Source organism: Bombilactobacillus sp. ESL1187 (genome assembly GCF_058107155.1).
This window is the reverse complement of sequence record NZ_JBYLTZ010000001.1, coordinates 835,921-849,037: the sequence shown is the minus strand read 5'-3', so window position 1 is coordinate 849,037 and position 13,117 is coordinate 835,921. Positions and strand designations below refer to the sequence as shown.

General features: G+C 37.3%; 11 protein-coding genes. 5 read left to right on the top strand and 6 right to left on the bottom strand.

All coding sequences use genetic code 11. The features are described from left to right. Positions 1-59 precede the first annotated feature (59 nt). The 3 genes from AC3B5B_RS04145 to AC3B5B_RS04135 form a co-directional block, all read right to left on the bottom strand. Positions 60-1,466: a DHA2 family efflux MFS transporter permease subunit gene (locus AC3B5B_RS04145; protein WP_489769848.1), complete on the bottom strand. Its 1,407-nt coding sequence runs from the start codon at positions 1,464-1,466 to the stop codon at positions 60-62. A gap of 227 nt (positions 1,467-1,693) precedes the next feature. Next, entirely contained in the window at positions 1,694-2,266 is a 573-nt protein-coding gene (locus tag AC3B5B_RS04140; RefSeq protein WP_489769383.1) for a DNA-3-methyladenine glycosylase I, read from the bottom strand. Next, positions 2,253-2,879, bottom strand: a complete 627-nt coding sequence (locus tag AC3B5B_RS04135; RefSeq protein ID WP_489769382.1) for a histidine phosphatase family protein — start codon at positions 2,877-2,879, stop codon at positions 2,253-2,255. The genes AC3B5B_RS04140 and AC3B5B_RS04135 overlap by 14 nt, the downstream gene beginning before the upstream one ends. A 314-nt stretch (positions 2,880-3,193) precedes the next feature. Between AC3B5B_RS04135 and AC3B5B_RS04130 the strand changes: the two genes are divergently transcribed. Further along, positions 3,194-4,096 carry a LysR family transcriptional regulator gene (locus AC3B5B_RS04130; protein ID WP_489756846.1) on the top strand — a complete coding sequence of 301 codons (903 nt, stop codon included), beginning with the start codon at positions 3,194-3,196 and terminating at the stop codon, positions 4,094-4,096. 76 nt (positions 4,097-4,172) lie between these two features. Here AC3B5B_RS04130 and scrK read toward each other — a convergent pair whose 3' ends face one another. The 3 genes from scrK to AC3B5B_RS04115 form a co-directional block, all read right to left on the bottom strand. Then, the gene (gene scrK / locus AC3B5B_RS04125; protein WP_489756847.1) at positions 4,173-5,048 is read right to left on the bottom strand and encodes a fructokinase ScrK; all 876 of its coding nucleotides are present in this window, start codon (positions 5,046-5,048) and stop codon (positions 4,173-4,175) included. A gap of 120 nt (positions 5,049-5,168) precedes the next feature. Further along, positions 5,169-5,903: a LytR/AlgR family response regulator transcription factor gene (locus tag AC3B5B_RS04120; RefSeq protein ID WP_489756848.1), complete on the bottom strand. Its 735-nt coding sequence runs from the start codon at positions 5,901-5,903 to the stop codon at positions 5,169-5,171. Between the two features lies 1 nt (position 5,904). Next, entirely contained in the window at positions 5,905-7,086 is a 1,182-nt protein-coding gene (locus AC3B5B_RS04115; RefSeq protein WP_489769381.1) for a GHKL domain-containing protein, read from the bottom strand. Positions 7,087-7,567: 481 nt separating this feature from the next. Here AC3B5B_RS04115 and AC3B5B_RS04110 point away from each other — a divergent pair, with 481 nt between their 5' ends. The 4 genes from AC3B5B_RS04110 to AC3B5B_RS04095 all read left to right on the top strand — a co-directional run bounded on the left by AC3B5B_RS04110 (position 7,568) and on the right by AC3B5B_RS04095 (position 13,066). Next, the gene (locus tag AC3B5B_RS04110) at positions 7,568-8,134 is read left to right on the top strand and encodes a hypothetical protein (RefSeq protein WP_489769380.1); all 567 of its coding nucleotides are present in this window, start codon (positions 7,568-7,570) and stop codon (positions 8,132-8,134) included. A gap of 265 nt (positions 8,135-8,399) precedes the next feature. Next, positions 8,400-9,827, top strand: coding sequence for a C69 family dipeptidase (locus AC3B5B_RS04105; RefSeq protein ID WP_489769379.1), 1,428 nt, complete (start codon positions 8,400-8,402; stop codon positions 9,825-9,827). Between the two features lie 88 nt (positions 9,828-9,915). Next, on the top strand, positions 9,916-10,911 hold the full coding sequence (locus AC3B5B_RS04100) for a D-2-hydroxyacid dehydrogenase (RefSeq protein ID WP_489769378.1): 996 nt from the start codon (positions 9,916-9,918) through the stop codon (positions 10,909-10,911). A gap of 490 nt (positions 10,912-11,401) precedes the next feature. Further along, entirely contained in the window at positions 11,402-13,066 is a 1,665-nt protein-coding gene (locus tag AC3B5B_RS04095; RefSeq protein ID WP_489769377.1) for a glycoside hydrolase family 13 protein, read from the top strand. The last annotated feature ends 51 nt before the right edge of the window (positions 13,067-13,117 follow it).

The following is a 13,117-nucleotide window of genomic DNA, read 5'->3' as shown; positions in this document are numbered from 1 at the left end:
TTTGCTTTATGATGCACCAAAAGTCAGAAAATTGTTCCAACTTCTGTTTTTCAAACATTTTATTTTTCTTCTAAATGCGTTTGCGGATCTTGCTTGCGTAAATTAAAAGCAATTAAGACCCCAGCAATGGCTAGAGCTAAGGTAAAGTACAAGCCATAGTGGACACCATTGGTAAACTTCGTTGCCATATTGCCCGCAATATTATGTTGGCCTAAGCTTAAAAAGCTCGTTGATAAGGCCGTAGCCACAGCACCGACAACTTGTTGCATTGTATTTAAAATCGTACTACCATCCGCGGACTCAATTCCAGATAAGGAATTCAAAGCATGCGTCTGAGCAGGTGACATCGCTAGTGGACAACCAATCATTAAGATCACGTGCGCCAAAATAATGTAAAACAGCGTTGAATGTTGATTGGATAATAATAACATAACCACACCTAAAACAGCGATTAAAAAGCCAGCCACAGCCGGTTTCTTAGCCCCAAAAGTATCGTATAAGCGGCCTGCTACGGCAGACACAATCGCGTTAATAATCCCTCCAGGTAACATAATCATTCCTGTTAGAGCAACTGGTAGTGAAAGTCCTTGCTGCAAATATTGTGGTAATAAATACATTGCCGACAAAATAATCGCAAAGTCTAACATGACGCCTAGTGCTCCTAAAGTGAACGCTGGATGTCTAAAGACATGTAAGTTCAATACTGGAGTGGTCAAATGTAATTGCCGCCAAGCATACAAAACTAAGACAATAATTCCCACAACTAATAAACCTAAGACTAAAGGTGAACTCCAGCCCCATTCACTTGCAAAACTAACGCCTAACACTAAGGCGGAAAAACCAACAACGGATTCTAAAACTGACCAAAGATCAACATGAGGCTTAGAAATTTGCCCAACATTTTTTAAACCAAAGATCGCTAAAATTAAACCAATGGCTAAAAATGGAACAAACAACCAAAATACCCAATGCCAAGTTAATTTGCCTAAAATTAAACCCGTTAACGTGGGACCAACAGCTGGTGCTAACATAATCACCAACGCACAAACGCCCATCGCTGCGCCTAATTTATACGGCGGAAAAATCGTCATTGCGACGGTAAACATTAACGGTAAGATTAAACCCGTCCCTAAGCCTTGAATGACTCGACCTAACAACAAAATACCAAAGTTTGGTGCCAGCGCCGCAATAATCGCGCCGACAATAAAATCACTTAACCCAAAAATCACAATTTGCCGTGTCGTAAACCATTTTGTTAATAAACTCGAAAATGGTAACACAATACCAATAACTAACATATAACCAGTGACTAAGAGCTGCACAGTGGCAGCACTGACATTAAAAGCCTTCATTAATTGTGGTAGTGCAATGTTTAATGATGTTTCCGATAACATCCCCACAAAGGCCCCAATTAACATACTAGACATGACTAGCCAGGGTTTTTGCACTTTTACAACAGCTTTCATTTCATCCATGTAAAAACTCCTTTGAATTTCAATTCATTTTTTCGCAACTTGATTATCTTAGCAAAATAAAAAATTTGATGTAAGTTTTTTTTGTAAAAAAATGAAATCAGCACTCCTACTGTCACTCAAATTTCTAGCGATAATTAAAAATACCCTTATCACCAAGGAATTGATAATTACCATCAACCCTGCATAATAAAGGCATCTTTGAAGCACTATAAATAAGACTATTTAAAAGAACAACTTTGTAAATGATCATTAACAACACCAATAGCCTGCAAGTAAGAATACATAATCGTGGGACCGACAAATTTAAAACCTTTTTGTTTAAAATCACGGGTCATTTTTTGCGCTAAAGGTGACGTGGTAGGCACCTGTTCTGGCGACTGCCAGTGGTGATTGTGCACCCGATTACCAGCTAAAGTCCAAACCCATTGGTTGAAAGTACCAAATTGTTGTTGTACTGATAAAAAGACTTGGGCATTATTAACCATCGCCGCTAGCTTTCGTTTATTCCTAATTAAAGCTGGATTCTGCAACCAAGCAGCCTGCATTAAGGGATCTGCCTGCGCAATTTTTTGCACGTCAAAATAACAAAATGCTTGATTCATCGCTCGACGCTTATGCAAGACGGTTTTCCAACTTAAGCCTGCTTGCATCATTTCCAGTACTAAAAATTCAAATAACTTACGATCAGCATGCGTCGGTCGACACCATTCGTAGTCATGATAGCGTATCATTAAGGAATCATCGCCCACCCACGGACAACGCTGAACATTTGGAGAATTAGTTAACTTCATCAAAGACTCCTGGCGCTTGGCGGTTATAATAGCGCAAATAAGTGGCCCCCGTCTGTTCATTGACAGCAACGTTAATTACTCCCGCATTCTTGACTTCACCCACAGCACTCACCATGGGAATGTGAAATAAGCGTTGGATCAAAACACGTGACACAGTTCCGTGACATACTAATAAAATTTGTTGATCGTGATGCTGAGCTAATAAATCCTGCCAAAAGCTCTGTAAGCGTTGCGCCAAATGATCGTAACTTTCACCCGTGCAATACTTTACATAGTCCTCAGTTAAATATCCCAATTCGTCAAACACTTGGGGATATTGCTGGTAAATTAAGTCCGTTGCTTGACCGTCCCAATTACCATAATCAATTTCTTTCAAACGAACATCCGTCTTTATCGGCAAAGCGTCTGCACTTAAAATTTCGGCTGTTTGGAATGCTCTTTTCAAAGGACTAGCATAGATACAATCAATTTGTTTAATATCAAAGCTAGTATGTAAAGTTTGTACTTGCTGAATCCCCACCGAATTTAATGGTAAATCGGTTTGAGCACCGTTAATTCGATTGCTTTTATTAGTATCCGTTTGGCCATGTCGTACGATAAAAATATTTAACACAATAATCATCCTCAACAATTTTAATTTGCTTCTATTATAACAAATCCCGTTGACCGCGACTTGACTTTTCTAATTTTGCACACTATGATACCTACAACGATCCTTTAATGAAAATTAGTTCTGTGAAGCTACAAAGGAGATTCTTAACATTCAAATAAGCGCTGCACCAATTGTTAGTGCCAGCTAATTTCTCACATCCCTTGTAGTTGTTTGGCAAACTATGAGGGATTTATTGGTTGATAACCAGTTTCAAAGTCTAGTTTCAACATGAACTATTGGTATCTAAAAACACATTTTTAAATCAGGGGGAAATTATGGAACTCAAACAGTTACGATATTTTGCCGCGATCATTTCTCACGATAGTTATCGTCAAGCTGCGCAGTCACTGGGAACCGTTGAATCGAATCTCAGTATTCAAATGAAACATTTAGAAAAAGAATTAGGGACCAAATTGCTGGTGCGCGAAGGCCGCACAATGCGCCCGACAGCAGCCGGGTTAGAACTTTATCGCCATACGAAATTAATTTTACAACAAGCCCAAATTATCAGTCGCGCAATTCCTAGTGTTAAGGAAAATCCTTCTTCCAGACAAACGATACATATTGGCGTCAGTGGTAATTACTTAACGCCACTCATTGTGCAAGCGGGTAAACATTTACGCCAACAATTTCTTTTTGAATTTGTTCAATTAGACACCAACCAAATGTTAACGCAATTAAAAAATAATCAATTAGACTTAGCCATTACTCCGCTAGCACGTAGCATCACGCAAGATCCCTTGTTAGAATTCACTTTTTTGTTCACTGATAAAACCGTTGCCTTAATTCCCAAAAAATGGAGTAAGTTGGCTCAAAAAAAGCAAATTACTTTTGCTGAACTTTTCTTAAACCCCTTAGTAGCCCTCAAGCACCAATTCGTTGTGCGGCAACACTTAGACGAATATTTTCTGCAAAATCATCTCAAAGCCAATATTGAATATGAGGTTAATGATTACTCCGCTTGTCTCGCAATTGTGCAGCAAAATGAAATTGCTGGCATGGTGACCGAATATTTTATGCAACAACAAGCACCGCAAAAACAATTGCAAGTTATCCCCATCATCTCGCAAATTCTGCCCATTCAAATGGGCATTGTCAGTCTCAAGCAACCCAACTTGGCGATCCCTGTTAATCAACTCAAGACTGCCTTATACGAAGAATGCTTAACGATTAAATAATCGCAAAAAAACTGAGTCTCCACCGCGGATCTTTCGCCAGTTAAACTCAGTTTTTACATTTAACATTTAATTTTAATTACGCATTTTGAATTTGGTAAGCTAATGCAAAATTGCCTAAAGTTGCTGAGCCATTATTCTTCACTCGCGGCATGGTAATATACTTATCTAAAGCAGGCACTTGTACATAATCATTCAATAATGTTTTAAATTGTTGGCGCACTTTCACTAAGAAATCTTCGCTAATTACACCGCCACCAAAAACAATATTATTTGGCCGTAAAATTAAGGTTTGTTGCACAGCAGCTTGTGCCACATAATAAGCCATAATGTCCCAAACGTGATGTTCATGTGGGACATCTTTACCGGCTTTGTTTAAGCGTGCTTCAAAGGTTGGGCCTGAAACCAAGCCTTCTAAGCAATCATGATGAAACGGACAAATACCCGCAAAATCCAAATCATCAGGATGGCGTTTGACAAATGTGTGTCCCATTTCTGGATGACCAATACCTTGCAAAATCTTACCGTCTAAAACGGCCCCACCACCGACGCCAGTACCGACAGTGTAATAAACTAAAGAATTAATTTTTTCATTAAATAAATTAGCTGTCACATATTCACCGTATGCGGAGCCGTTAACATCCGTGGTGAAGTAAACAGGCACGTCAAAATTGCGCTTTAACGGGCCAATTAAATCGACATAATGCCACTTGGCTTTCGGCGTATCGGTAATATAACCATAATATTGATTATTTTTTTGTAATTCAATGGGTCCAAACGAAGCGACCGAAATAGCGGCTAATTCAGGAAACTTCTGAAAATATGTAATCATTTGCTGAATTGTCGTTTGCGGATCAGTCGTTGGAAACTGTGTCTGATCTAAAATCCGATAATCCTCATTACCCACAGCACAAACAAATTTGGTTCCCCCAGCTTCAACACTACCTAATAACATCTTTTGCTACCCCTTTACAATTTTTCTTAATCATACCGATTTCTCAAAGCATCTGCAAGTTAGCCTAGCTCTCAATCTAACCTAGCGCACTTTTTAAAACTAGCAACATGCTTACTCAACTTAATTAGCAGCTAACAAATTCTCTAAAGTTTTGACCTTGCGACGAGCAACCGGACAAGTAATTCCATTTTGTAAAACAACTACCTTTTGCTTTTTATTAAATTGCAACAGAAAATCAGTATTAATAATAACCGATTTATGAATCCGCACAAAATTAGTGGGCAAGCGCTGCTCCAAATCTTTCAGGTCACTATTTATTGTTTCTTGTTTAGTTATTTCATGAATTAACAGTTTATGGTCACCCAAAGTTTCTATGAACTCTATTTGTTGACAATCTAAATACAAAATTTGATCAGTCGTTTTGACGACCAGTAATTTTCGTTGTTGTTGCTGTTGTTTTAACTGCTCTTGAACTTTAATCAAGATTTGAATGACATCATGTTGCAACTGCTGCGGATTATCTTTAACTATAAAATCCAACGCCGCAACTTGGTATTTAAAAGTTTCCCGAGCTAATTCATCATGTGTCGTCACAAAAACAATAGTACCTAAACTATCAAATTTTCTGATTTCTGCTGCTAATTCCAAACCATTTAATTGTGTCTGCAAATCAATATCTAAAAAATAAATGTTGGGTGTCGAATTGTTCAACTGTAAAGTTTTTAAAACTTCTTGTGGGTCAGCAGTAGCTTGTACAATTTGCATATCTAAATTTTCAATCAATAAATAATTATTAATTATTTTTTGCAATCTTTTTAATTGCGCGTTGTCATCTTCACACAGGTATATATCCATTTTACTGCTCTTTTTTGATAATTAATTTTTGAATAAATTCTTCCTTAGTAACTTCAGTTTGTAAACTCAGATGGGAATATTGCTGGGTAATTTCCTTAATATTTGCCAGTCCTAACCCTGAATGATCAGCTTTAGTTGAGTAATTAGCTTGATAAATTTGTTTGAGATTAATCGAGTTTTGATAATGGTTCTTGATAATTGTCGTTAACTGACTAGAATCGTCATAAATAACAATAGTCATTAAGCTTTGCGCTGCTGTGCTTTTGGCTAAATCTTCAATTGCTTCAAGAGCGTTATCTAATAAAATCCCCAAGCAACGATTGTAATCCAGTATTGAAACATTCTGTGGAAATTGTCTCACTTCCTGAGCAATTTCTACATGAATGCGGTCTTTTAAAGTGGTCAATTGTCCTAACTTAACGGCTAATAAACCTTTAATTTCAACAATTTTTAAATTACTCAAAGATGACAGATTAAATAAATCCGTGGTTTGTTGGACCTGATTATTTTGAATTACTCCGTAAAAATATTTTTTCAGACCCGCTAGATCTTGATCTTCAATATAACCAGCCATACCTGACAAAATATTGAGATAATCATGCTTAAACTTACGGAATTCTTGCTGCGCATTTTCTAAAGTCTTCAAATAAGCAGTGAGCTGTTGCCGATTTTCCTGTTCTAGCTGTAATTGTCGTTGTTGATTTCGATCACGACTCCATAACAAAAACGTTAAGATAAATAAAAGACAAGTTCCTAAGAACAAAAAACTAATTTGCGTAATAGTTTGATTGGTAGTAACTGCTTGATTCATTAAATAAAAATAACCAATCATCATTATGATTGTTATCAAGCTAGTAATTAACATAGTTAATCTATGTTTTTGCAGCACCTGATAAGTGTGTAACTTTTCAAAACCCCAATTTAAGAGCTTAACAATCATTAAATCAGATATTAAAGCAATTACAACATTCACCCAGATCCAATTTAAACTATTCTCTTGAATTAAATATGAAATTTTGAAAACTTTATATAGTAGTACTTCACTCAACTGGCTAGTTGTCAGCAAAATTAAAAAAGATAATAATAAGAAAAACAGTTGTTGCAGAATGATTTTTTTATAGAGTAAATAAATTCCGACAATGACAACTTCCATAAATAATAGAACAATTAATGTCCCGTTCACTTTCAGTCTATTCAATATCAGCATAATACCCGTCAAAATTACACCGTTACTGCTTACAAGAATTAAGAACTCTTTGTTGGAAAATTGCATTTGAAAAAACTGCAAATTCACTAAATATGTCACAATATACAATAATAAAATGATTAACATGATTAAACCTAAAATTGATCTAAACGACATTAGCAATCAGACTTTGCTGGAAATAACCATTAACTAACAAATTAATATTCAATTAATTTTGTTGTTAGAGACACCTTTACACCCATCTTAACTAAAATAATTTTAACATACCTTATGGCATCACTTGCAACGCCAATTTACTACAAGAACAAAGTTCTAGATCTTCTTCAATATCGCAATGTCTATCGAAGCGCCTTTAAGAAAAATTAACCGATAAAGATGAAAATGAACCGTTTAAGATTTGTTACCATGTTCTTCAAAAAACAAATTATTATGAACTCAGACAAGAGAGGTGAGTTCAATGCAAGCAAAGACTAAAAAAACAATTTGGATAGCTATTATTTTATGTATGGTAGTTTTCATTATGCTAATTACTAACTTATTCCTAAAAAATCCTTACCAAAGTTTTCAACAAAGTATTCCCTTGAAACAACAGGTAAACTCCTTAGTCATTAAAACGGGCGGTGCTGATGTACAAATCAATATAAAATCCAGTTCAGTCAATGATATTGATTTAGCAGGTTACTTACCTGTCAAGATGATTCAACCACTCAATCATTGGTCTAAGCAAAATTCTGATAGTTTAATTATTGATTTTTCAAAAAGCAGTCATCAAAGCGGATTAATCTCTAATAAAAACAATCCCCATATCAAGTTGACTTTATCAGCAAATCAATTAAATCAATTATCCCATTTTCGTGTTAATAGTGATGGTGGCAGTATAACTCTTAACAACACTTCAACAAAAAAGTTACGGTATCAAGCTAATCTTAATGGTGGTCAACTTTATCAACACAATTCCAAATACTATCAATCAGGAAAACAGTTTTTAATTAAAAGTAATGGTGGAAATTTGCATATCGAATAAATCTTAATTACTCAATACAAATAAACTAGAACCTGAATTAATGCCTTTATGGTGGTGCTTGATTAATCACTAGTCAAATTTAGCGTCCAATCCAGCGAAAATGGACTGGACGCTTTTGCTGTTGGTTACTAATAAAAATCGGTGCAGTTCAAAAAGGTCTTAACAACCAAATTCTCCGTATAAGATTTTAGTGAAATCCAACTTAAATTTAAGAAAGCTTATGTTAGACTTAACTTAAAACTAAAAAACCAAAGGAGTTCAGCAAATGACAAAACATTTATCTGCCTGTACCACGATCTTAGTTGGCAAGAAAGCTTCATTAGATGGTTCCACCATGATTGCGCGTAATGATGATACTTTTCACGCGGTAGCACCACACAAGTTTGAATTTCATCCAGCACAACACTTAGACCACCAACCAGTAGTCAAGTCTTGGTTGAATAACTTCGAAGCGCCGGTGCCTCAAGATAGTTTCAGTTGGCCAGGAGTTCCCAACGTTGATTACAAACACGAAGGCTATTATGACGAAAGTGGGATTAATTCTCAAAATGTCGCCATGTCCGCCACTGAAAGTACTTATGGTAACGAACGGGCCTTAGCTTATGACCCGCTAGTTGTGGATGGCTTAGACGAAGATTGTATCGTACGGATGGTTTTACCTTACGTTACTTCTGCTAAACAAGCAGTCCAACGCACGGGCGAATTAATCAAACAATACGGTTCACCCGCAGGAAATTCCGTTTTATTTAGTGACCACAACGATGTTTGGTATATGGAAATTGTTACTGGTCATCATTGGGTGGCTCAACGCATTCCGGACAATGCCTACGCCATTGCTGCTAATCGCGTTTCCATTCAACAAGTCGATTTTGACAATCCACAAGAATTTATGTGGTCCGACCAGATTCAAGAATTTGTCAGTGAGCATCATCTAAATACCGACCAAACTGGTTGGAACTTCCGCCATATTTTTGGAACTGATAATCAAAAAGACCGTCATTACAATAATCCCCGTGTTTGGTTCGGCCAAAAATATTTCAATCCAGAAATTGCGCAAGCACCTGAAGATGGTGAATTACCATTTATTTGTTACACGGATCATAAAATCTCCGTGGAAGATATTGAATACGTCCTTGGTTCTCACTATAACGAAACACCATTTGATCCGTTGCAAGCTGGTGAATCAGCTGATAAATATCGCTACCGGCCAATTGGGCTCAACCGGACTCAAAATTCCCATATTTTACAGATTAGAAATGATGTTCCAGCTGGTTTAGCCGGCGTTATGTGGCTGTGCTTTGGTTATCCGAGCTTTGCACCATACTTGCCGTTTTACACCAACATGAATGAAACTGATGCTTCCTTTAACGATACTGCCATGAAATTTAATTTAAAAGACGCTTACTGGCTGTACAATGGCTTGTCCGCCTTAGTTGAGAGTCATTATACGCATTTTGTTCAAAGTGATATTGATTTTCTCACCAATTGTAAACAACAATTCCGCACTGCTTTAGCTAACAGTGATCAACAGGCAACTCAGTTAACGGGGGCAGACTTAACTACCTTTTTGACTCAGCAAAACCAAGCATTGGTGCACACTAACCGGCAACAAACTTTAGACTTTATGGGTGATTTAATGACCCAAAGTATCAATTTATCTAAATTAACTTTTAATATGGATAAGAATCTGTAAACCACAACACCTGGTGGTACGTAATAAACTTGATGTTTAGTAAATTGTCGTGGTAGCTTTTAGTTGATTAATAAGGAGTCAGATAAACATGAAAATTGTTAGTTTTAGTATCCGAGACGATGAACGACCAGCTTTACAAGAATGGCAAGAGCAACATCCAGAAGTCGAAGTCCAAATTGAAACTGAATTATTAACTCCCCAAAGTGCCAGCAAAGTCCAAGGCGCTGATGGGATTGTCACTTACCAACAGTTACCTTACACTAGAGCCACTTTACAAGCCGTACATGATTATGGCGTCAACAAAATGTCTTTGCGCAATATTGGAATTGATAATATTGATCAAGCAGCCGCTAAAGAATTTGGTTTTCAAATTACGAATGTGCCGGTTTATTCCCCCAACGCCATTGCTGAACATGCTGTTTGGTTAATGGGGCGTTTGTTACGTCGCGAACCCGAAGCCACAGCTAAAGTTGCCCAACGTGACTTGCGCTGGGCCCCAGAAATCGGTCGTGAATTGCGAATGCAAACGGTCGGGATTGTCGGGACTGGCCATATTGGGCGCGTCTTAATTCAGATCTTAAAGGGCTTTGGTGCCAAGGTCATTGCTTATGATCCTTACCGCAATCCAGAACTGGAACAAACAGGAATTTATGTCGATGATCTCAACGACTTATTCAAACAAGCTGATATTATCAGTTTACATGTTCCTTCGACTCCAGAAAATATTCACCTGATCAATGAACAAAGTCTGCAAGAGATGAAACAAAACGTCATGATTATCAACGTTTCACGAGGTGATTTAATTGATACTAATGCCTTAGTAGCTGGATTAAACTCCGGCCAAGTTGGTGCCGCTGGTTTAGATGTTTATGAAAATGAAGTTGGCATCTTTAACGAAGATTGGCGGGGCAAAACTTTTCCAGACGCTACTTTAGACGATTTATTAAACCGCAAAAATGTCATTATTACCCCCCATACCGCCTTTTATACTGAAACCGCGGTGAAAAATATGGTACAAATTGCCCATAATGAAAATCTGAAGATGATTCAAGGTCAAACTCCAGATAATGCTATTAAACTTTAATCACACTGCGACAAAAGCTGGTTTAAAGCTGAGGATTAAAACCTAGACTAAGGACTTAAGTCGGGCTTTGACTTGAGTTCTTAGTTGTAGTTAAACGCAAGCTTTTAGCTTTTGGAGCGCTAGATCTAACACTGCGACAAGTGCTGGTTAAAAACCGAGGACTAACCTAGGATAAACAATTAAGTTACGATTTTTAACTTGATTGTTTATTCGTAGTTAGACACAGGTTTTTGGCACTTGGAGCGTCAGATCACACTAAAACTTCAACAGATCCATAGCTAAGAGAATGTTCGCAATAATTAATGCGGACATTTTCTTTTTATTTACCAATCTTTCACTCACTAATCTACAACGTTTTATTAATCAATTTTCATTGTAAACGTTTGTACAATATGTTAGAGTACCTGTGTTATCAGCTTGCCACAGCTAGCAAGTGTTGAATTTTTTCCAGTTTTGTGGCAAGTCAATTTACAGATTGAGGAGAACACCCATGGCCAATTGGTTTAAAGATTCAGTAGTTTATCAAATTTACCCCCGCAGTTTTCAAGACAGCAATAATGATGGTATTGGTGATTTAAACGGTATTAAGCAGCGTTTACCTTATTTAAAAAAATTAGGTGTGGATGTTTTATGGCTCAATCCAATTTATCAATCACCTGATGTTGATAATGGTTACGATATTTCGGATTATCGCAAAATCCAACCGGTTTTTGGGACGATGGCTGATTTTGATTCTTTGCTGGCAGCAGCACATCAACAAGGTCTCAAGATTTTGATGGATTTAGTGGTTAACCATACTTCGGATCAGCATCAGTGGTTTCAAATTAGTAAACAATCACAAGATAATCCTTATGCTGACTATTATATTTGGCGCGATCCTGTCGACGGTCACGAGCCAAACAATTGGGGCTCTGCTTTTAGTGGTTCTGCTTGGACTTATGTACCTGAACGAAAACAGTATTATTTACACTTGTTTGCTGAAGGTCAACCAGATTTAAATTGGGAAAATCCCCAAGTTCGCCAAGCTGTATATTCTCTTATGAAGTTTTGGCTAGATAAAGGTGTCGATGGTTTTCGAATGGACGTCATCAACTTTATTTCGAAACCACAAGGCTTACCAGATGCTCTTCAAAAAGACGGTGCTAAGTATGGTGATACCTTTGCCACCGTGGCTGATGGGCCACGACTGAATGAATTTTTACAAGAAATGAACCGAGAAGTGTTATCACAATACGATATTATGACTGTCGGTGAAATGCCTAACTCTAAGCCAGAAGATGTGATCAATTATACGAATTTAGACGGACGCGAATTGAATATGGTCTTTCAATTTGAACATGTAGACTTAGGTGCTAATCCTGATGCTCGGCTTGGCAAATGGAACGACCAACCAACGCAATTAAAAGATTTAAAGCGTGTTCTCTCAAAATGGGAAGAAACACTGTCAGGCAAAGCTTGGAATAGTTTATACTGGGGCAATCACGACCAACCGCGGGCGGTATCCCGTTTTGGCAACGATCATCCAACATATCGCGAGCTATCTGCCAAAATGCTAGCGACAACTTTACATTTGCTGCAGGGTACGCCTTACATTTATGAAGGTGAAGAACTGGGAATGACAAATACTAATTTTACCCAATTATCTCAATATGAAGATATTGAATCAATCAATGCTTATCATCAATTAGTGGATCAAGAACAGATCGTGCCCTCACAGACAATGTTGCATTATTTGGCTTACAAGTCCCGCGACAACGCCCGCACGCCCATGCAATGGTCTGCACAAAAAAATGCCGGTTTCACCACAGCCCAACCTTGGTATCAATTAAATACTAATTATCCGCAGATTAATGTGGAGAACGAATTAGCCGATCCAGACTCCGTATTTTACTATTACCAAAAATTAATTCAATTACGGCATGATTCCGATTTAATCAAATATGGTGATTATCAGTTATTAGATGCTGATGATGAGCAAGTCTTTAGTTATCTCAGACATTATCAAGGTCAAACTTTACTAGTCATGAATAACTTTACTGACCAAACTCTCCAGCGCGACTATCACCAAGAAACTGGGCAATTAATCATTGGCAATTATCCTGATGATTTAGGAACTCAACTACGACCTTATGAAAGTAAAGCTTATTTATTATAAATAGCCGTTGATCACTTAAAAAGTAAAAAAACTCCCGTTAGCCAAAACCAA

Excerpts from the sequence above, each read along its gene's own strand:
- AC3B5B_RS04100 (WP_489769378.1), top strand. The coding sequence starts at position 9,916 with ATGAAAATTGTTAGTTTTAGTATCCGAGACGATGAACGACCAGCTTTA.
- AC3B5B_RS04140 (WP_489769383.1), bottom strand. The coding sequence starts at position 2,266 with ATGAAGTTAACTAATTCTCCAAATGTTCAGCGTTGTCCGTGGGTGGGC.
- scrK (WP_489756847.1), bottom strand. The coding sequence starts at position 5,048 with ATGTTATTAGGTAGTGTTGAAGCTGGGGGAACCAAATTTGTTTGTGCT.
- AC3B5B_RS04120 (WP_489756848.1), bottom strand. The coding sequence starts at position 5,903 with ATGGATATATACCTGTGTGAAGATGACAACGCGCAATTAAAAAGATTG.
- AC3B5B_RS04095 (WP_489769377.1), top strand. The coding sequence starts at position 11,402 with ATGGCCAATTGGTTTAAAGATTCAGTAGTTTATCAAATTTACCCCCGC.
- AC3B5B_RS04130 (WP_489756846.1), top strand. The coding sequence starts at position 3,194 with ATGGAACTCAAACAGTTACGATATTTTGCCGCGATCATTTCTCACGAT.
- AC3B5B_RS04105 (WP_489769379.1), top strand. The coding sequence starts at position 8,400 with ATGACAAAACATTTATCTGCCTGTACCACGATCTTAGTTGGCAAGAAA.
- AC3B5B_RS04145 (WP_489769848.1), bottom strand. The coding sequence starts at position 1,466 with ATGAAAGCTGTTGTAAAAGTGCAAAAACCCTGGCTAGTCATGTCTAGT.
- AC3B5B_RS04110 (WP_489769380.1), top strand. The coding sequence starts at position 7,568 with ATGCAAGCAAAGACTAAAAAAACAATTTGGATAGCTATTATTTTATGT.